Annotated in this window: 16 protein-coding genes; 11 read left to right on the top strand and 5 right to left on the bottom strand. The window is 71.9% G+C overall.

Annotated elements, in window-relative coordinates; translation table 11 throughout:
• Nucleotides 1–90: 90 nt before the first annotated feature.
• The gene (locus tag JSY14_RS06185; protein WP_259557919.1) at nt 91–990 is read right to left on the bottom strand and encodes a nucleotidyltransferase family protein; all 900 of its coding nucleotides are present in this window, start codon (nt 988–990) and stop codon (nt 91–93) included.
• Nucleotides 991–1,034: 44 nt separating this feature from the next.
• Here JSY14_RS06185 and manA point away from each other — a divergent pair, with 44 nt between their 5' ends.
• From manA to JSY14_RS06170, 3 genes are read left to right on the top strand one after another with little or no spacing between them, the layout of a single operon-like run.
• Complete coding sequence (manA, locus tag JSY14_RS06180) at nt 1,035–2,237, top strand: mannose-6-phosphate isomerase, class I (RefSeq protein ID WP_259557918.1); 1,203 nt, start codon at nt 1,035–1,037, stop codon at nt 2,235–2,237.
• Nucleotides 2,237–2,527, top strand: coding sequence for a hypothetical protein (locus tag JSY14_RS06175; RefSeq protein WP_259557917.1), 291 nt, complete (start codon nt 2,237–2,239; stop codon nt 2,525–2,527). The genes manA and JSY14_RS06175 overlap by 1 nt, the downstream gene beginning before the upstream one ends.
• Nucleotides 2,524–3,723 carry a nucleoside/nucleotide kinase family protein gene (locus JSY14_RS06170; protein ID WP_259557916.1) on the top strand — a complete coding sequence of 400 codons (1,200 nt, stop codon included), beginning with the start codon at nt 2,524–2,526 and terminating at the stop codon, nt 3,721–3,723. The genes JSY14_RS06175 and JSY14_RS06170 overlap by 4 nt, the downstream gene beginning before the upstream one ends.
• Here JSY14_RS06170 and JSY14_RS06165 read toward each other — a convergent pair.
• Together JSY14_RS06165 and JSY14_RS06160 are read right to left on the bottom strand one after the other, a co-directional pair.
• On the bottom strand, nt 3,703–4,866 hold the full coding sequence (locus JSY14_RS06165) for a DoxX family protein (RefSeq protein ID WP_259557915.1): 1,164 nt from the start codon (nt 4,864–4,866) through the stop codon (nt 3,703–3,705). The two genes, JSY14_RS06170 and JSY14_RS06165, sit on opposite strands and share 21 nt — an antisense overlap.
• Nucleotides 4,863–5,447, bottom strand: coding sequence for an arsenate reductase/protein-tyrosine-phosphatase family protein (locus JSY14_RS06160; RefSeq protein ID WP_259557914.1), 585 nt, complete (start codon nt 5,445–5,447; stop codon nt 4,863–4,865). Before JSY14_RS06160 ends, JSY14_RS06165 begins: the two co-directional genes overlap by 4 nt.
• A gap of 66 nt (nt 5,448–5,513) precedes the next feature.
• Between JSY14_RS06160 and JSY14_RS06155 the strand changes: the two genes are divergently transcribed.
• The 8 genes from JSY14_RS06155 to JSY14_RS06120 all read left to right on the top strand — a co-directional run bounded on the left by JSY14_RS06155 (nt 5,514) and on the right by JSY14_RS06120 (nt 15,605).
• Nucleotides 5,514–6,959 (top strand): aldehyde dehydrogenase family protein, encoded by a 1,446-nt coding sequence (locus tag JSY14_RS06155; protein ID WP_259557913.1) that lies wholly within the window; start codon nt 5,514–5,516, stop codon nt 6,957–6,959.
• A gap of 150 nt (nt 6,960–7,109) precedes the next feature.
• Nucleotides 7,110–8,357 (top strand): M48 family metallopeptidase, encoded by a 1,248-nt coding sequence (locus tag JSY14_RS06150; protein WP_259557912.1) that lies wholly within the window; start codon nt 7,110–7,112, stop codon nt 8,355–8,357.
• 50 nt (nt 8,358–8,407) lie between these two features.
• Nucleotides 8,408–9,874: an MFS transporter gene (locus JSY14_RS06145; protein WP_349773592.1), complete on the top strand. Its 1,467-nt coding sequence runs from the start codon at nt 8,408–8,410 to the stop codon at nt 9,872–9,874.
• A 92-nt stretch (nt 9,875–9,966) separates the two neighbouring features.
• On the top strand, nt 9,967–10,902 hold the full coding sequence (locus JSY14_RS06140; protein ID WP_259557911.1) for a methylenetetrahydrofolate reductase: 936 nt from the start codon (nt 9,967–9,969) through the stop codon (nt 10,900–10,902).
• Nucleotides 10,902–13,232 carry a 5-methyltetrahydropteroyltriglutamate--homocysteine S-methyltransferase gene (metE, locus tag JSY14_RS06135; protein WP_259557910.1) on the top strand — a complete coding sequence of 777 codons (2,331 nt, stop codon included), beginning with the start codon at nt 10,902–10,904 and terminating at the stop codon, nt 13,230–13,232. Before JSY14_RS06140 ends, metE begins: the two co-directional genes overlap by 1 nt.
• Before the next feature lie 164 nt (nt 13,233–13,396).
• Nucleotides 13,397–13,912 (top strand): aminoacyl-tRNA deacylase, encoded by a 516-nt coding sequence (locus JSY14_RS06130; protein WP_259557909.1) that lies wholly within the window; start codon nt 13,397–13,399, stop codon nt 13,910–13,912.
• A gap of 35 nt (nt 13,913–13,947) precedes the next feature.
• Complete coding sequence (locus JSY14_RS06125) at nt 13,948–14,835, top strand: HipA domain-containing protein (protein ID WP_259557908.1); 888 nt, start codon at nt 13,948–13,950, stop codon at nt 14,833–14,835.
• Between the two features lie 113 nt (nt 14,836–14,948).
• Entirely contained in the window at nt 14,949–15,605 is a 657-nt protein-coding gene (locus JSY14_RS06120; RefSeq protein WP_259557907.1) for a hypothetical protein, read from the top strand.
• Nucleotides 15,606–15,772: 167 nt separating this feature from the next.
• Here the strand turns inward: JSY14_RS06120 and JSY14_RS06115 are convergent, their stop codons facing one another.
• Nucleotides 15,773–17,164: an MATE family efflux transporter gene (locus JSY14_RS06115; RefSeq protein WP_259557906.1), complete on the bottom strand. Its 1,392-nt coding sequence runs from the start codon at nt 17,162–17,164 to the stop codon at nt 15,773–15,775.
• 362 nt (nt 17,165–17,526) lie between these two features.
• Entirely contained in the window at nt 17,527–18,939 is a 1,413-nt protein-coding gene (locus JSY14_RS06110; RefSeq protein WP_432803605.1) for an IS1380 family transposase, read from the bottom strand.
• Nucleotides 18,940–19,117: the final 178 nt, after the last annotated feature.

Here is a 19,117-nt window from a genome sequence, read left to right as displayed (position 1 = left end):
ACCGCTGGGCCCGCCAGCGTGATGCCCGTGCCCGGGTGGTCCGCGCCCTCGCGGCCCACGAACGTGCTGGCGGCGCGCGCCCCCACGACTTCAGGATCGGCGGGAGCTCCCGCGGCCCGGTATCTGCTGCGCCCACCTCGCCCGTGCCACCGAGCTCAGACGCCGCGCAGCCCGGCCCCACCGCACCACCGACTCCCGGCGCAGCTCCTGCGGCGTCGGTTTCCGGCCGAGGCTAATCGCTAGCCGATCGGGATTCGGATGCATAGCCGCCGCCAACACCGACGCGCGGCCGCGCAGCCCGCGGGCGTCCCGCAGCTGGGCGATCCACATCAGCGTCGGATTCTCCTCGCGCATCAACGCCAGCCAGGTGTGCTCTCCCGGCCGTCCCGCGGCCCGCTCCGGTCGGCCCGTCGCGTAGGCCATCGGGACCCTCGCACCCAGCCGGTCGGCGATGTCATCCAGCTCCGCGCGTTCAGCGGGGGTGAGCTCTTCCCAGGCCACGCGCACGTCATGCGGACGGCGCCCCAGGGCGTCCCGCGCCGCATGGGTGAGCAGGATCAGTCGTTGGCCGGTCAGGTCGGGCACCGCGCAGGCGACGCCACCGAGTTCCCGCTGCTCGCGGTGCTCCCACATCCACTCGAAGGTGGCGACGGGGTCGCGATCGAGGCCCGGGTAGGAGCGGTGCAGGTCCACGGTGCCCCAGCTCGGGTGGTAGTAGGTGGCGGCGTGCGCGAACACGCTGCCGAAGGCGAACTGCGTCATCAATGTCCAGCCGTGCCGGGTGAGCACCTCGATCATCGCGGGCACCCCGGCCGGGTCCACCAGCAGGTCATTGTCGGAGGAGGTCCCACGGCCCCGCGCGAGGACCGGGTCCAGCGCCTCTCCCTTGACGTGCAGGACCCGCACCCCGGCTTCCTGCGCCAGATGTTCCAGCAGCGCGTGGGTGAGGCGCAGCCTCACACCGGTCGGAATATGCACATCTCGGGGCATGTGCCCATACTAGGGACCGCCCCGGGGGGAGGAGGATCCGGACGATGTGGGACCTGACGGGTGCCCTGCAGCACTACGCGTGGGGGTCCGAGACAGCCCTCCCCGCCTTCCTCGGGCAGGAGCCCGACGGCCGTCCCTGGGCCGAGGTCTGGTACGGGGCGCACCCGACCGCGCCCTCCCGGGTGGCGGGGGACCGCACCCTCGATGTGGCGATCGCCCGGGACCCCCGACGCCTGCTGGGCGAGACCGTGTCCGATGCCTTCGGCGGCCGACTGCCGTTCCTGCTGAAGGTGATCGCCCCGGCGAAGCCACTGTCCCTGCAGGTGCATCCGACCCGGGAGCACGCCGCGGAATCCTTCGCCGCGGAGAACGCGGCCGGACTGCCGCTGGACGCCCCGGAGCGCAACTACCGCGACGCCAACCACAAGCCGGAGATGGTGCTGGCCCTGACCACCTTCGAGGCGCTGTGCGGGTTCCGCACGCCCCGCAAGGCGGCGCTGCTGCTGGAGGGCCTCGGAGCGGTCGTCAGTGAACGGATGCTGGGGCTGCTGCGCGCCCACCCCAACGCCCACGGGATGCGCGCCGCGTTCCGGATGCTCGTCACCCCGGCGCTGCGGCCCGACGCCGCGCAGGTGCAGGAGGTCGTGGCGGCCTGCGCCAGCCGTCTCGCCGCCGGCACCTCGCCCTCGCCACGGATCGACCGCATCGTCGCGACGCTGCACGAGAACTTCCCCGGTGACCCCGGGGTGGTGGCGGCACTGCTGCTGAACCCGGTGACGCTGCAGCCCGGAGAGGCGATGTACGTGCCGGCCGGAGCCATCCACGCCTACCTCGACGGCCTCGGGGTGGAGATCATGGCCAGTTCCGACAACGTGCTGCGGGCGGGCCTGACCCCGAAGAAGGTCGACGCCGACGAGATGCTGCAATGCGTCTCCGTGGTGGCGGCGCCGCCGCTGCGGGTGGCGCCCGAGCATCTGACGGCCACCACCGCCGCCTACTACGCCCCCACCGACGATTTCGAGCTGTCGATGATCACCCTGGAGGACGGCCGCGGCCGCTTCCAGCCCCGCCACCGGGTGCCGGGCTCCGGGCCGCGGATCCTCCTGGCGCTTGACGGCCAGCTGCTGGTCGAGACCGACGCCGGGCGCCGCACCCTGCACGGCGGTGAGGCCCTCTTCCTCGGAGCCGTCGACGGCCCCCTGCGCGCCGGAGGCACCGGCCGTCTGGTGCAGGCGAGCGTGCCGTGATGCGGTACCGCGCGGCCCTCGTGGCCTGGGAGGACGACCCGCAGGGCGGACGCTGGATCGCCCCCATGCCCGACGGTCCCATCGGACGGCTGGAGGGCATCGGCCCGCTGCTGCTGGATGTGCTGGCGGAGGCCGGGGAACCGCTCGACGCGGCGGAGCTCACGCGGCGGCTGCGCACGTACGTCCCCGATGCCCCGGACGACGCCGAACAGATCGTCGAGGAGTTCCTGCCGCTGATGGCGCGGCTGGGTGTCGTGACCGCCGAGGAGCAGAAGGGAGGCGCGGCATGAGCGCCGACGCCACCCCGGTCGTGCTGCGGCTCGACGTGCCCGGCGGTCCCGTCCGCGTCGAGGTGTTCGATACCCGCCCGGGGGTCGCCGACCGGCTGCGGGACCTGTGGGCCCACCTGCTGATCACCCAGGACGATCCGCGACCCGACCTCGCCACCGTGGAGGTGCCCGCCCGCGGGGAGGAGGACCGCACCGCGACGGGCGCCGTCGCGTACACACTCAGCGGGGACGTGACCCGGGAGATCCTCTCCGCTCTGCTGGGCCGCCGCGTGCTGCTGCACTCCGGGGTGGTGCGCCACCCGCGTCTGGGCACCGTGCTGCTGATCGGCCCCTCCGGTGCCGGGAAGTCCACGGCCACGAGCCGACTGGCCCGGGAGGGCCGGTACGTCTCCGACGAGCTGGCGATCCTCGACCCGGACACCTTCGAGATCGAGGCGTACGCGAAACCGGTCTCGCGGGTGGTGCGCGAAGAGGGCTGGGAGAAGCACGACCTCGCGCTCGCCGACCTCGACCTGCGGCTGGCCGACGAGATCGGTGCCCCCAGCCAGGTGGTGCTGCTGTCCCGCCGGCGCGACCGGAACGCCCCACCCCGCCCGGGCCGACCCGGATCCGCCGCCCTGGGCGGGCGGCCCCTCCCGGAGGACCTGCCCGAGGAGGACACGGTGCGCCGCGTTCCCCTGGTGCAGGCGCTGCCGCGGATCATCGAGCAGTCCTCGTCCGCCTGGCGGGTGCCGGACCCGCTGGGCACCCTGTGCCGCCTGCTGCAGTCCGTCGGCGGTGCCCTGGAGGTCGTCTACTCCGAATCCGAGCACCTCTCACGCCTGCTGGAGCAGGCTCCTGCGCCGCTGGTGGAGGAGGTCGAGCTCGTCGACGGGCAGAGCGCCGAGGATCTGCCCCCCTTGGCCGCCGGTCCCGCCGAGGGGGAGAGGCTGCTGCACATCTGCCCCTTCACCCAGGCCCTGTTCGTCGAGGACGCCCTGTTGGTGCTCGCCCGGGGGAAGGTCAGCACCGTCACCGGTCTGGGGGCGGCGCTGTGGTCCCTGCTGCAGGAGAGCGGCCCGGCCACCGAGGACCAGCTCGACGCCCGGCTGGTGGCGCAGATCGGTGCCCACCCTCGCAGCCGGGAGTTCGTCGACTCCGCGGTGGCGGATCTGCTCGCGGCGGGGCTGGTGCGCTCAGGCCTGACCGGCCGCTGACCGCTCACTGCCCGGGGTCGCCTCCGGGGCGGGTTCGGGCAGTTCCCCGGCGGCGCGGGCCTCGCGGATCTGCTCGATGATCTCCTCGGCGAACTGCCGCACGCCTTCGCCACCGACCACGGGACCGCCGGCGGTCATGCCGTCGGCGCCCAGCAGCACCGCGCCCGGGTACCCGCTGATCGCGAACGCCCGACGGATGTTCCCCTCCGGGTCCTGAGCGGGCAGACGCCCGGCCCGCTCCCGCACGGACGGGGAGAGCTTGCTCGGTTCCTGGGAGAACAGGGTACGGATCTGCACGATGCCCTCCAGCTCCCGCTCCCACCCGGGGACCTCGTCGAGCACCCTCTCGCAGGGGCCGCAGCCCGGGTTGATCAACAGCAGCAGGTTCGCCTGGGCGGCGGTCGCCTCCCGCAGCGACAGGTAGGACTCATCCTCCAGGCGCATCATGCCGAACGGCGTGACCGAACGCTCGTAGTCGAGCATCCCGTCCTCCCCGATCTCCGACGGGTCCACGTCCTCGGCGTCGACGGTGGTGATCCCCGGGATCGGGCTGGGGCGGGTCGGGGCGGGCTGCCGCGCGGCCGCGGAGGCGGGAGCAGGTGTCGAGGCGCTGTCGGGCCGCAGCCCGCCCATCGCCAGCACCGTCAGGGCCATCGCCATGACGAGGGCCACGGCCAGGGCCAGCAGCGTCACCGGAGCGGTGACCACCGCGGAGGCGAGCGCACCGGCCACGGCACCCCCGAGCGCCAGGCCCGCCAGCACCACCAGCAGCACGTTCCGTGCGGCCGTCGCCCCGGAGACCGTCGGCGAGGCCAGCGAGCCGAAGCACGAGCAGGTGACCTTCTCCTCGAACCCGAGGGCCCGCACGATGATCACCAGGTACGCGAGTGCCAGCAGCAGCTGCGCCACCGCCAGGGCCACCTGCAGCGGGCGCCACGGCACCCAGATCAGCAGCGCCCCGGCGATCTCCGCCAGCGGCACCACCCGCGCCGCCACAGCATGCAGCGACCGCGCCGGCAACCGCAGCGACCGCATGGCGTCCTGCAGCTGCTCGGCGGCACCGAGCTTCGCGGCGCCACTGACCAGGAACACCAGCGACAGCACCACCTGTGCCGCCGGCAGCAGCAGTTCGAGTCCGTTCACAGTGCCCTCCCGTCCGGTCCCACCAGGTCGGAGTGCTCCAGCGGGGCGATGAGATCCGCGAGCACCTCCACCTTCTGCGTCAATGTCGCAGCGACCCGCTCCACAACCTCCCGCGGCTTCCTGTACGGGTCCTCGATGGCGTCCTCCGCGCGGGCGGGCTGGCGGGCCCAGGCCGCCACATGCGAGGTGCGCAGCACATCGCCTGTCCCGACGATCGGCACCAGGGTGTCGATCGCGCCCAGCAGTCCCACCTTCTTCAGGGACCTCGGGTATTCCTGCAGGAGGAACTCCCGATGGTTCTCATCCATCACCAGGATCAGGTCGGCCTCCGCCACGTCCGACGGGCGCAGCTGGTGCCCCCGCTTGTCGGGCGCGGGGATGCCGCGGCGCTCCACCTCACCCTTCATCGGCTCATCCATCGGGGTGCCCCGCAGCGCGTACACACCGGCGCTGCGCACGTCCAGGGACGGCACCAGCCACTGCAGCAGGATCTCGGCATACGCCGAGCGGCAGATGTTCGCCGTGCACACGAACAGCACGGACTGCACCGGAGCGTCCTCGGGCGGGGGAGCGGCGATCATGCGACCACGGTAGCGCGGCGCCCGACCCCAGACGGTGGCCAGAGCCCGGCAGTACCCTCCGATGTCATGAACACCTCTGGCACCCCCGCCGACGCCGCCTCCACGGACCCCGGGATCGACCCCGCGCTCACCGCCCGCATCCGGCCCGTCGTCGAGCAGCTGCGCACGTCCTTCGACCAGGGGCTCACCCGTCCCCTGGAGGCGCGGCTGGACCAGCTCGCGGCGCTGCGCCGCGGCGTGGAGCGGATGCGACCGGAGATCACCGCGGCGCTCGCCGAGGACCTCGGCAAAAGCGCCGCGGAGGCCGAGACCACCGAGATCGGCCCGGTGCTGCACGAGATCGACCACGTGCGGCGGAACCTCGCTACGTGGCTGCGGCCGCGCCGCGTGGGCCTCGGCCTCGCCCTCACCCCCGGGACGGCGCAGCTGCATCGCGAACCGCTGGGCCTGGTGCTGGTGATCGCGCCGTGGAACTACCCGGTGAACCTGTCGCTGAGCCCGCTGATCGGCGCCATCGCCGGCGGCAACACCGCCATCCTCAAGCCGTCGGAGGTCGCGCCCGCCACCTCCGCGGTGCTGGAGGGCCTGGTGGCCGAGCATCTCGACCCCGCCTGGGTGCAGGTGATCGAGGGGGCGGTGCCGGAGACCACCGCGCTGCTGGCCGAACGTTTCGACCTCATCTTCTACACCGGCAACGGGACCGTCGGACGGATCGTCGCCCGGGCCGCCGCCGAGCACCTCACCCCGACGGTGCTGGAACTGGGCGGGAAGTCCCCGGTGTACATCGACGAGACGGTGGACCCGGCCACCGCCGCCCGCCGCATCGTGTGGGGGAAGTTCACCAACGCCGGACAGACCTGCGTGGCACCCGACTACCTGATGGCGCCCGCCGAGGTGATCGAGGACCTGGTGCCGCATCTGCGGCGGGCCGTGCACGAGATGTACGGCGCCGATCCGCACCGCAGCCGCGACTACGGACGCATCGTCAACGCCCGCCACCACGAGCGGCTGATGGGCCTGTTCGAGGGGACCACCGCGGTGCTGGGCGGCCCCGACAGCGCCGATGCCGACGACCTCTACATCCCGCCGAGCCTGCTGCAGGACGTCGACTGGGACTCGCCCGTGATGCAGGAGGAGATCTTCGGGCCGCTGCTGCCGCTGCTGCCGGTGCGGGACTCCGCCGAGGCCGTGGCCCGCATCCGCGCCGGGGAGAAGCCGCTGACCGCGTACGTGTTCAGCGAGGACGAGAACGTGCAGCGGCAGTTCGTGGAGGAGACCTCCTCCGGGTCGCTGGCGATCGGGCTGACGGTCGCGCATCTGGGCGCGGTGACCATGCCGTTCGGCGGGGTCGGGGAGTCCGGCCACGGGGCGTACCACGGTGAGCATTCGCTGCGCGTGTTCACGCATGAGAAGCCGGTGGTGCGCAAACCGCTGCGGCCCGACACCCTGCGCATGGTGTACCCGCCGGTGGGGGCCCTGAAGCGGACGCTGCTGCGGCGGCTGCTCGGCTGAGGCGCGGGACGCGCGGCGTCGACCCGCGACGCCGTGGGCGTCGACGAACGTCGGAGTCCCGTGTCGGCCCGTCCGGTTAGCGTGACGCTCGTTCCCCGCGGGCGCCGGCCGGTGCCCGCGCCCCTCGAGTCACCCGGAGGCCGCCGCACCATGAGCACCACCCAGCTGCCCTCCTTCGCTCCGCCGCCTCAGGGTCCACCGCCTCAGGGCCCGCCGCCCGGCGGTCCCTCGTCGGCGTCGAGCCCGGAGGGTCCCGGCCTGTTCAACGGTGCCACCACCCACGGCGTCATGGGCCGGCCCCGCATCCGTCACCCCTGGGAGATCCCGATGGTGGTGGTCGCGGTGCTGTTCACGCTGCTGTGCTGGGCGCTGTGGATCACCCTGATCGTGCTGCTGTCCGTCGGTGCGTTCCGGCAGGACGTCCGGTTCCAGGAGATGATCCTGGGCCTGCCGCTGGCGATCCAGCTGCTCGTGATCGTCCCCCTGGCGGCGCCGCTGATCTGGTTCGGTCGCGCCATGCTGTACGCGCAGATGCGCTCCCGCGCGGTGCGGATGAGCCCCACTCAGTTCCCCGAGGGCTACCGCATGGTGGCCGAGACCGCGCAGGCCTTCGGCCTGCGGAAGATGCCCGACGCCTATGTGCTCAGCGGCAGCGGTGTCATCAACGCCTTCGCCTCCGGCCACGGCTTCCGGCGCTTCGTGATCGTCCACTCGGACCTGTTCGAGGTCGGCGACGCGGTGCGCGACCCCGAGGCCCTGCGCTTCGTGGTGGCCCACGAGGTCGGGCACATCGCCGCCGGTCACGTGTCGTTCTTCCGTCTGCTGTTCACCAGCCTGCTGTACCAGGTGCCGCTGCTCGGACCCACCCTGTCGCGATCCCAGGAGTACACCGCCGACAACTACGGGTACGCCCTGTGCCCCGACGGCGCCGTGGGGGCGGTGGCGCTGCTGTCGGGCGGGAAGTACCTCAACGGCGAGGTCAACGTTCATGAGCTCGCCGACCGCGCCGCCACCGACCCCAGCCTGTTCGTGCACCTGGTGAACCTGCAGTCCACCCACCCGATCATCACCTGGCGTGCGGCGGCGCTGCGCGACCGCTGCAAACCCGGGGCGATGATCATCCGGCCCCGCGGCAACCTGTTCGTCTCCCCGCTGCCGCCGGGGCACGTGTGGTCCTCCCGCTACCCGTCGCCGCAGGACGCCCTGCGGATGCTCGATGAGGCCGACCGGGTGCGGCCCGCCGGCACCGCCGGGCAGTTCGGCCGCTACCCGGGGGCGCATCCCGACGGCCGGCCGCCCGCCCGTCACGTGCAGCTGCTGACAACGCTGATCTCCGGCCACTCCGGGTACACGGTGCCGCCGGGGCCGTACCGGGAGGACGCCCGACGGATGGGGTGACGCGGCGGCCTGATCGGGCCGTCGGGTGGGCGCCCGCGTAGCCTGGCGCGGTGACCGACTCCGCGCCCTCCCGCCCCTCCGATCCCACCGGCGGTGAGCTCGACGGCGGTCAGCGCCACCGCATGCTCGCGGTGCTGCTGGTGCCGCTGTTCATGGCCCTCGTCGCGATCAGCGTCATCAACGTGGCACTCACCGCCATCGGCACCAGCCTCGAGGCCGACTCCAGTGCCCTGCAGTGGGTCATCTCCGGGTACGCCCTCGCCTTCGGTCTGCTGCTGGTGCCCTCCGGGCGCCTCGGCGACGCCACCGGACGCAAACGCATCTTCCTCGCCGGTGTCGCGGTGTTCACCGCCGGGTCGCTGCTCAGCGGCCTCGCCCTCACCGTCGAGGTGCTGAACGTGGCGCGTCTGCTGCAGGGCATCGGTTCCGGGCTGTTGAACCCGCAGGCCATGGGGCTGATCCAGGCGCACTTCACGGGGCAGGCGCGGGCGCGGGCCTTCGCCTCCTTCGGCACCACCGTCGCGGTCGCCACCGCCGTCGGGCCGCTGTTGGGCGGTGTCCTGATCCAGGTGTTCGGTGAGGACCTCGGCTGGCGTGCCATGTTCCTGCTCAACGTCCCGCTGGGGATCGCATCGGTGCTGGCGGGGCTGCGGTGGATCCCGGGCGACGCACGTCGCGAGTCCCTGCCCCAGCTCGACCCCGTCGGCATCGTGCTTCTCGGCGTCGCGATCCTGGGGATCATGGCGCCGTTCCTGGAGCGCGACGTCAACCCGCTGGTGTGGCTCAGCCTGCCCGCAGGGCTGCTGGTGCTGGGCGCGTGGTGGCTGTGGGAGCACCGGGAGAAGGACCGCGGCCGCGAACCGATGGTGGACCCGGCCCTGTTCGCCAATGAGGGGTTCCGCAACGGCCTGATCATCATCGCCGTGTTCTTCCTCGGCTCCACCAGCATCTGGATCGTGGTGCCGCTGTACCTGCAGATGCACCTGGACCACACCGCGTTCCAGGTGGCGCTGCTCGGGCTGCCCTCCAGCATCCTCGCCGCGATCAGCTCCCAGGTGGGCGGGCGGTACGTGCTGCGACTCGGTCGGAAACTGGTGATCGCCGGGTTCGCCACCGCCGCCGCCGGGCTCACCGGGGTGGCGCTGCTGGCGGCGCCCATCGAGAGCGGCGCCCTGCCGTACTGGGTGCTCACGTTCCCGCTGGCGCTGATGGGAGTCAGCCAGGGCATGACCATCTCCCCGAACCAGACCCTCACCCTCGGCGCCGTGGACCCGCGGTCCGGGGGAGTGGCCGGCGGCATCCTCTCCTTGGGGCAGCGCCTCGGGGCGGCGGTCGGCACCGCGCTCATCCCCGGCATCCTGTTCACCCTCACCGAGGGCGGCGGCTCGTGGCTCGAAGGGTTCGTCATCGCGATCTCGTGCATCGTGGCGCTGACCCTGGCGGCGATGGGCGTGAGCGTGCACGACCTGCGGCGCGAACGGCGGGAGCGGAGGGCCGGGGCTGCCGCGCGGGGCTGAGGTGCCCCACTCCGGCCCAGCCCGCGACCCACTGCGTCACGTGGCGTCACGATCGTGGCGGGCGGCGCCCGCGCCTCCCTAGCGTCCGGGGCATGTCCCTCGCCACCAGCTCCGTCCTGGACGTCGCCCCGCCGCTGCGCCGACGACCGGCGCTCAGCTACGAACTCTTCCCCGCCCGTTCCGACGCCCACTTCGTGGCGCTCCAGGAGACCATCACCCACCTCGAGGCCACCCAGCCCGACTACGTCTCCGTCACCAGCCGCATCGGCCAGCAGAACCTGAACCGGGTCCTGGAACTCACCGATCACGTGCTGTCGTGCACCCGCCTGCGCCCCCTGGTGCACCTCACCGGGCTCGGCTCCACCCGTGAGGAACTCGCCCATGTGGTCTCCGCGCTGCTCGACCGCGGGGTGCGCGGTGTCCTGGCACTGCGCGGTGACGCCCCGCCCGACTACCAGCCCGACGAGGAGGAGTTCCCCTTCGGCCGCTACGTGGTGGAGCTGATCCGGGAGATCGAGGCCTCGCGCAGCGCCCTCCTGGCCGCGGGCCGGGTCGCGATCGGCGTGGCGGCGTACCCGCATCGTCACCCGGAGTCTCCCAGCCGCCAGCACGACATCGAGGTGCTCGTGTCGAAGGAGCGCTCCGGTGCCGATTTCGCGATCACCCAGGTGTTCTTCGACCCCGCCGTCTACACCGACCTGGTGCGTCGCGCCCGCCGCGCCGGGCTGCGGATGCCGATCATCCCCGGCGTGATCCCCGCCGTCGACCCGCACCGGCTGCGGCGTCTGGCCGAGCTGTCCGGGGTCGAAGCCCCCCGCGACCTGCTCCACGCCCTCGACTCCGCGGAGTCGGAGGCCGAGCGTCGCCGCATCGGTGTCCGCTTCACCGTCGACCTGGTGCGCGCCGTGCTCGACGAGGGTGCCCCCGGCCTGCACCTGTTCACCTTCAACCGGCACGCCGAAGCCCTCGACGTGCTCGACAGCCTCGACCTGGACCGTTGGTCCTCTTCCCTCGAAGGAGCCGCCTGATGCCCACCTCCACCACCCCGGCTGCCCTGCCCGCCGCTACGATCGTCGGCTACCCGCGCATCGGCGCCGCCCGTGAGCTCAAGCGCGCCGAGGAGGCCTACTGGGCCGGCCGCATCGACCGCGCGGAGTTCGACAGCCGCACCCGCGAACTGCGTCGCGCCACCCGCGCCCGCCTCGTCGAGCTCGGTCTCACCGGTGACGCCGCCGTCCCCGAGACCTACTCGGTGTACGACCAGGTGCTCGACGCCGCGGCGACCGTCGGTGCCGTCCCCGCCCGCTTCGCCGACGTCGTCACCGGCGCCCTCGATGTCGATGACCTGTTCACCCTCGCCCGCGGCGACGCCGAGCATCCGCCGCTGGAGATGACGAAGTGGTTCGACACGAACTACCACTACCTGGTGCCGGAGATCGGCCCCGACACCGCGTTCGGCCCCGCCCTCACACAGGCCGTCGACCTGTTCCGTGAGGCGCGTGAGGACGGCGTCACCACCCGTCCGGTGCTGGTCGGCCCGCTCACCCTGCTGCTGCTGGCGAAGCCCGCCGACGGCGCTCCCGAGGGCTTCGACCCGCTGGACCGACTCGACGACGTCGTCGCCGCGTATGCGCAGGTCCTCGCGCAGCTGGCGGAGGCCGGGGCGCCATGGGTGCAGCTCGACGAGCCCGGCCTGGTCGCCGACCAGCGGGTGGACGCCGCCGCTCTCGCGCAGGCCCTCCAGCGGTCCCTACGGCAGCTCGCCCGCTCCGCCGACCGCCCGCGGATCCTCGTGACCACCCCGTACGGCGGTATCGGTGACCTGCTGCCGGCGCTGCTCGGCACCGGCGTGGAGGCCGTGCATCTGGATCTCACCCGCGGGGAGCTGCCGACGGTCGAGCAGCTCGCCGGGGTGGCCGGGGTGCAGCTGGTCGCGGGGCTGGTCGAGGGCCGCAGCGTGTGGCGCACCGACCTGGGCACCGCCGCCGCCCGCCTGCAGGAGCTGCGCGATCGCGTGGAGCGCGCCGGGGGCGACCCCGAGGCGGTCGGGGTCGGGACGTCCGTGTCGCTGCAGCATGTGCCGCATTCGCTCACCGCGGAGACCGCGCTGGATCCGCGCCTGGTCGAGACCCTCGCCTTCGCCGACGAGAAGGTCGCGGAGGTGGTGCGCCTGGCCGGCGGTGAGGTGACGCCCGGTGCCGTCGACGGGCCGCGGTCCGTCGTGCGCGACTGGGAGGGTGTGCGCAACGGCTCCGTGTGGGAACGTCAGGCCGCGCTGACCGATGCCGACCTGGACCGCGGCCCCTATGCGGCGCGCGAGGAGGCCCAGCAGGAGGTCCTGCAGCTGCCGCCGCTGCCGACCACCACCATCGGCTCCTTCCCACAGACCGACACCATCCGCACCGCCCGCGCCGAGCATCGCGCCGGTCGCCTCGACGACGACGGCTACCGGGCGGCGATGCGGGAGGAGATCTCGCAGGTCATCGCGCTGCAGGAGCGGCTGGGGCTGGATGTGCTGGTGCACGGCGAGGCCGAGCGCAACGACATGGTGCAGTACTTCGCGGAGAACCTCGACGGTTTCGCCACCACCGAGCACGGCTGGGTGCAGTCGTACGGATCACGCTGCACCCGCCCGTCGATCCTGTTCGGTGACGTGTCGCGGCCCGCGCCGATCACTGTGGAGTGGTCGCAGTACGCGCAGTCGCTCACCGCGAAGCCCGTCAAGGGCATGCTCACCGGGCCGGTGACGATCCTGGCGTGGTCCTTCGTCCGTGATGACCAGCCGCTGGGCCAGACCGCCCAGCAGGTGGCGCTGGCGCTGCGCGATGAGGTGGCCGACCTGGAGGCCGCCGGGCTGCGGATCGTGCAGGTCGACGAGCCGGCGCTGCGGGAGCTGCTGCCGCTGCGGCGCGCCGACCAACCCGACTACCTGCGGTGGAGCGTGGACGCGTTCCGTCTCGCCACCGGTGGAGCGGCCGTGGGGACGCAGGTGCACACCCACCTGTGCTACTCCGAGTTCAACGAGGTGATCGATGCGATCGACGGGCTCGACGCGGATGTGACCAGCATCGAGTCGGCTCGGTCGCGCGGTGAGGTGGTCGAGGCGATCGACCCGCAGCGTTTCGACCGCGGCATCGGCCCGGGGGTGTGGGACATCCACTCCCCGCGGGTGCCGTCGCAGCAGGAGATCACCGAGCTGATCGAACGCGGTGAGGCCCGGATCGGGGCGCGGCGGCTGTGGGTGAACCCGGACTGCGGGCTGAAGACCCGGGCGTATGCGGAGACCGAGGCGAGCCTGGAGCACCTGGTGGCGGCAGCGAAGGACGCCCGCGAGCGGATCGGCGTCGCGGCGGGCTGAGCGGAGGCGGGGCGGGCCCGGGGCGGCTGAGCGGGCCGGCGGCCCGCCCTGCGGCCCCGGCCCGGCCGGCTCTCTCGAGGCCGTCGCCGCTCCGGCCCGCCCTGTCGTGGCCGTCTCCGCCCCGGCCGCCTCACCTGCCCAGTCGGCCGCTCTAGCCTGGGGCCATGAGCCCGCCGACTCCTGCTGACGCCGCCCCCTCCACTCCGGCGATCGATGCCGCCCGCGCCATGGGCCTGGATATCGAGGTGACCCGGCACGGGCGTGTGGGGTCGCTGGAGGAGGCGGCCGCCGCCCGCGGCATCGCCCCGTCCGACCTGGTGAAGACCATGGTGGTGCGGCGCGGCGAGGACGACTACCTGTTCACGCTGGTGCCGGGGGACCGTGAGATCTCCTGGCCGAAGCTGCGGCATCTGCTCGGGGTGTCACGGTTGTCGATGCCCAGCGCCGACGTGGCACACGAGGTCACCGGGTATGCCCGCGGGACGATCACCCCGTTCGGTGTCCGCACCGCCTGGCCCGTGATCGCAGATGCATCCCTGGCGGGTGATCCGCAGCGTCGCATCTCCCTAGGCGGCGGTGAGCACGGCGTGGGGATCACGGTGCGGTCGGAGGACGCCCTGCGGGCCCTCGACGCGCAGGTCGCCGACATCACCGAGCTGCGGCGTGCGGGGGAGCGGTGAGATTGTGGGGGGGCGCACGGGATGTGGTGGGGGCGATGGATGAGATAGAAGTCGTCGATGTCTCGCCGTGGAGCATCGCGGCCGAGGAACCGGCGGGTGATCACCCCAAACTCTGGCTGCGCGATCCCGGTGCTCCAGAGGTCCTGTGGTTGTTCAAGCAGGCGCGTCGGGGGAAGCAGACGTTCCGAGAGGGCAGGGTCGACGACTTCCACTGGGCCGATGCCGAAAGCGAAGTGATCGCCTCCCGGCTTTCCCGATTGATCGATCTTCCGACCGCGACGGTAGAACTCGCGGTTCGTGATGGGATCCCGGGGTGCATCTCTCGAGACGTGCGACCGCCGGGCAGCCAGCTGTTCTCCGGGGATGTCCTGCTGACGGAGGTCTCCACGGACTACGTGCCGAACTCTGTGGATCCTCGCGACCGGACGGGTCACACCCTGGAGAACATTGAACAGGTGCTCCGGCGCCGTCGCCCCACCGAAGGCAGCCCCGGGCGGCCCGATACGGAGGTGTTCGCCGGGTACCTGGTCTTCGACGCATGGATCGCCAATGGGGACCGGCACTCCGGGAACTGGGCGATGATCGAGGGCGCGGATGGGGCGCGACGACTCGCGCCGAGCTTCGACCATGGCAGCGCACTCGGGGCAGGCGTGGCGGAAGATTCCCTGGTCCAGCGGGATCCCCAGGATCACAGCAGACGGGGGAAGGCGACGCGCTTCGGTGACGGTCGGGACGTCACACTGGTCGACTACGCCCTGCGGGCCGTCGATCGCTGGGGTGGCCCGTGGATCGTTCATCTTGTCGGCGTCGATCGTGAGGTGATCGAGGAGATAGTCCGTGCGACCCCTCGATTGTCGGACCATCGACGTATCTTCATCACACAGTTGCTCGCGGAGAACAGAAGGAGGTTGATCGAGCGATGACGCTATCCCCGGCAACCGACGACATCCGTGAGTCGACGACCTTGGACCGCGATCGGTCGTTCCTTGTGACCCGCCAGCCGGCTGACGGGTCGCGCAGGTACGTCCCCGCCGGTGTGCTCACCGCTGTGGACGGTGGGAGGTGGGTCTTCCGCTATACACGCACGGCGTGTGAGGGCGGCCATACTCATGAGCTCCCTGGGCTTCCGCTGACCGAGGAGCCCGTCATCCGGAGCTATCTCTTCCCGATCTTCGCCGAACGGATCATCTCCCCACGGCGTCCGGATCGGGTGCAATACCTCCACGCCCTCGACCTTCCGCCGGACGCCGGCGCGTTCGAGATCCTCTCGGCGACGAATGGCCATCGCCACGGAGACACCATCGAACTGTTGCGCCTGCCGGAGCAGCGCGGCGACGGCACGGTGTCTGCACAGTTCCTGGTTCATGGAGTCCGCCACCGTTCAGAGGAAGAACAAGCGGCGATCGATGCTCTGGCGGCCAACGATCGCCTGCAGCTTCGGCCTGAGCCCGACAACGTGGCCGACAGGCATGCTCAACTGGTCGTATCGCTGCAGGATGTGGCCCTCGGATGGGTCCCTGCGCCTCTCGCTCCGTTCATCGGTTCCTGGAGTGAGGTCGCGGCACGGGTCGTCCACGTCAACGCCGCTGGAGGTGACCCGCATCTTCGTCTGCTGGTGGAGGTGACAGGACGGGCGGTGCAGCCCGACGTCTTGACGATGCCGGAGTGGGACATCCCCTCGTTGAGGGTCTGACAGCGCAGGGCAGGTTCTGCTGCGAGTGCCTGCCCCACGCTGTACCTGCGGGTCTGGCCCTCCGCTGCGGCCCCGACCCGGCGACACCGCCCGGGCCAGGCGCCGGCGCCCGCCCCGGCTCAGTCCGCCCCGGGCAGTCGTCCCGTCCCGTCCCGCCCCGCCCCGGCTCACTCCGCGCCGAGGCGCATCCAGGCGTCGCCGCGCACCCGCCACCCGAGGGCCAGGGCCCGCAGCACCAGGAACCACAGCATGATCGCGAGCCACAGTGCGGCCACGCCCATCGGCCCCGCGGGGGTCCAGGCCGCCACCCCCAGCGCGGGGAGGATCGTCAGCACGGCGACCACCACCCCGGCCCGCGCCAGGTAGGGGGCGTCCCCGGCCCCCATCAGCACCCCGTCGAGCACGAACACATACCCGGCGACGGGCTGGGCTACCATGAGCACCCACAGGGCAGCCCGCAGGTTCTCCTGTACGGCGGGGTCGGGGCTGAACAGCTGCGGCGCGATGTACGAGGCGACCAGCAGCACCACCCCGGTCACGACACCGCCGCCGATACCCCACAGCATCAGGCGGCGGGTGACGGCGTGGACGATGTCGGGGCGCGAGGCCCCCAGGTGGCGACCGGTGAGAGCCTGACCCGCGATCGCGAGGGCGTCCAGCGCCAGCGACAGCAGGGTGAACACGGAGAAGGCGAGCTGGTGGGCGGCGAGCTGCGCGGGCCCGAACCGGGTGGCGACCAGGGTCGCGACGATCAACACGGCGCGCAGGCTGAGGGTGCGCACGAACATCGGCACCGCCTCGCGGCCGACCGCCTGCACCTCGCCGGGCTGGGGCCGCAGCGACACCCCGTACCGGCGGGCTCCCCGTGCGACCACCGCGAGCAGCGTCAGCGCCATGCCCCACTGGACGATCACGGTGCCGACGGCGGACCCCGCGATGCCCCACCCCAGGCCGAGGATCAGCATTGCGTTCAACGGGATGTTCACCAGGGCGCCGCTCACCGCCACGATCAGCGGCAACCGGGCGTCCTGCAGCCCGCGCACCAGGCCCGTCGCGGCCTGGACCGCGAGCATGGCGGGCAGGCCGAGGGCGCCGATGCGCAGGTAGACGAGGGCTTCCCGCAGGACGGCGGGCGTCGGCCCGAACAGGCCCAGCAGCCAGGGCCCGGCGACGAGCAGCACCACAGCGCAGGCCGTCCCGAGCCCGAGAGCCAGCCAGCAGGCGTCGGTACCGCGGGCCAGCGCCTCTCGCATCCGCCCGGCGCCGACGGCGCGCGCTACGGCGGCGGTGGTGGAGTAGGCCAGGAAGATCGCGAGGCCGACGACGGTGGTGAGGATGGTCGCGGCGAGGCCCAGGCCGGCGAGCGCCTCGGTGGACACCCGCGCGACGAAGGCGGAGTCGACCAGCACGAACAGCGGTTCGGCGATGAGCGCTCCGAGGCTCGGGATGGCCAGGCGCAGGATGTCGTGATCGACCTCGCGGCGAGCTGCACGGTCCGACGACGCGGTGGCGGACGTGCGCTCGGGATCGGGGGAGGGCACGGGCGCGGGCGCAGACACGGACTCTGACTCTAGTGGGCGCGCCGATGACTCTCGTGGGGCGCGGGTGCGCGATGCGCGGGTGTGCGCCGCGAGGGTGCGCGCCGCTTTCCGGTGCCGCCCACGGGTCTGGGCAGGGGCCGATGCGTTTGGTCGTTCCGGGTGTCGCGTTCGGCCGCCGCCAGTGGGTCGGGTGTTGATGCGGAGTGCTAGCCTCGATCTTTCATCGGGCTGGTGAGCGGGGTGGGTCGGCGTCGTTGCCGGTGTTGAGCTGCTGATTGTGGCATTCGGGTGTGACAGATCGTCGCAGTGTCCGTTGCGGGCGGTCGGGTTCCACTCCCGAGAGGTTGATGCTGGTCGGTGGGGCGGGTGGTCTCGCCGGGTTAGGTCTGTGCGACGGTGGTGCGGAGCCGGTTGACGCCGGTCAGGACCCTCACGGCTTCGGGTGCATGTTCGGCGAGGTGGAGGACCTTGTGCCGGGCGCGGCGCACGAGGGTCGCGGGGATCTCGAACAACCGCGCGCGGAGCCGTTTGGGCTCCCACTTCCGCGCATCATGGCCGGTCAGAGCTATGGTCTGCATCCAGGCGACGAGCTCGCTGGCGAGCTGGACGATCTGGCACCAGAGCTGATTCTGCGCGAAACCCTGCAACGGCAACTTCTCAAGGCCCATGTCCTTGGCGTTACGGATCCGGTCCTCGCAGCGCGCCCGGCGACGGTGCCGCAGCTCCAAGACCGGGAGCTGGCCGCGCGGAGAGTTGGTCGCGAACGCGGTGATGCGCATCCCCTCGTGATCGGTGATCCGCAGCTGCGCCCCAGGATGAGGACGTTCCTTCCGCACGATCACCCGCATCCCGGCAGGCCACCCGGACAGGTCCAGCAGCCCGGTCAGCTCCGCCACCCACGCCCCCTCGCGGATCCCCTCGTCCTCGGTGTCGTAGGCCGGAGTCCACGCCTCCGCCTCATCGAGGCGTTTCAGCAGGTCAGGAGTGTTCGCAGGGAGAGTGAACCCGACTGAGTAGGCTAGACGCTGCCGCTGGAGCCAGGCCAGGAAGTCCTTGGTGCCGCCGGCCCCGTCGGTGCGGATCAGGATCTTCTTCGACCCCCGCCCGCCCCGGGCCAGCAGGCCCGCAGGCAGCTGCGCGAGAGCCTGCCGGGTGACGGTGATGTGATCAGCGGCGGTGTTCGAGCCGGCGTTGCCGGGGCGCAGGTGGATCGCCAGCGGTTCCCCGGTCCCGTCGCTGCCGTGGTCAAGGAACGCGCACAACGGGTGGTATCCGAACCCGCGTTTGAACGTCGGTGCGGCCTGCTCCTTCTCACTGTGGACGTTGATCAGGGTGGCATCGAGGTCGATGACCAGCGGGTTCTTCGCACTGACCCCCGCAGCCGGGGAATGGTCTCCGGCGAGGGTCCAGGCTCTTTCACGCGCGGCCCGGCGGGCTTTCGAGATCGCCTCGATCACGGTGGGCGCGTCCTGGGCGAGGGTGGTGAGCATGCGGGAGATCGTGGGGGTCGAGGCGACGTCTCCGAACAGGTCCGGTTCGCATCGCAGCAGATCAGCATCCGAAGCGTGCTCGCCGCCGATTGCGAGAGTGAGTGCGAGGTCCAGCAGGACCTTCGAGGCGTGGTGCTCGGCCAGCGGTTTCGTCCACGGAGCCAGTGCTTCACGCAGCGAAGGGGCGAGGCCGGTGGCGTGGATCGTGTCGGTCAGCAGCACCGCGCCGGCGTGTGAGACCGCGGGGACCTCAGCGATGTCCACGCGCGGGCGGGGGTAGAAGAACAAGGTAGGGTGGGACACCTGAAAGGTGCTCCTTCCAGTGGATGGGTACGGGTCTCAACACCCCGTATCATCCCAGCCCAGGAGCACCTTTCGCCATTCATTCCGCCGGTCGAGACCACACCCCCGTGAAATCTCGAGGCTAGTGTGTAACATATCCTTCGAGGCGGCCGTCTCATCGTGTACCCACCCGCAGGGG

The organism is Brachybacterium sillae (assembly GCF_025028335.1).
In the GTDB taxonomy this organism is placed as follows: Bacteria; Actinomycetota; Actinomycetes; order Actinomycetales; family Dermabacteraceae; genus Brachybacterium; species Brachybacterium sillae.
The sequence above is the reverse complement of the archived record's forward strand: the minus strand, read 5'-3'. Positions and strand labels throughout refer to the sequence as shown.

Bases quoted from the DNA above. Each gene is read 5' to 3' on its own strand.
- JSY14_RS06155 (WP_259557913.1), top strand. From the start codon at position 5,514: ATGAACACCTCTGGCACCCCCGCCGACGCCGCCTCCACGGACCCCGGG.
- JSY14_RS06175 (WP_259557917.1), top strand. From the start codon at position 2,237: ATGCGGTACCGCGCGGCCCTCGTGGCCTGGGAGGACGACCCGCAGGGC.
- JSY14_RS06170 (WP_259557916.1), top strand. From the start codon at position 2,524: ATGAGCGCCGACGCCACCCCGGTCGTGCTGCGGCTCGACGTGCCCGGC.
- JSY14_RS06130 (WP_259557909.1), top strand. From the start codon at position 13,397: ATGAGCCCGCCGACTCCTGCTGACGCCGCCCCCTCCACTCCGGCGATC.
- JSY14_RS06185 (WP_259557919.1), bottom strand. From the start codon at position 990: ATGCCCCGAGATGTGCATATTCCGACCGGTGTGAGGCTGCGCCTCACC.
- JSY14_RS06160 (WP_259557914.1), bottom strand. From the start codon at position 5,447: ATGATCGCCGCTCCCCCGCCCGAGGACGCTCCGGTGCAGTCCGTGCTG.
- JSY14_RS06150 (WP_259557912.1), top strand. From the start codon at position 7,110: ATGAGCACCACCCAGCTGCCCTCCTTCGCTCCGCCGCCTCAGGGTCCA.
- metE (WP_259557910.1), top strand. From the start codon at position 10,902: ATGCCCACCTCCACCACCCCGGCTGCCCTGCCCGCCGCTACGATCGTC.
- manA (WP_259557918.1), top strand. From the start codon at position 1,035: ATGTGGGACCTGACGGGTGCCCTGCAGCACTACGCGTGGGGGTCCGAG.
- JSY14_RS06140 (WP_259557911.1), top strand. From the start codon at position 9,967: ATGTCCCTCGCCACCAGCTCCGTCCTGGACGTCGCCCCGCCGCTGCGC.
- JSY14_RS06125 (WP_259557908.1), top strand. From the start codon at position 13,948: ATGGATGAGATAGAAGTCGTCGATGTCTCGCCGTGGAGCATCGCGGCC.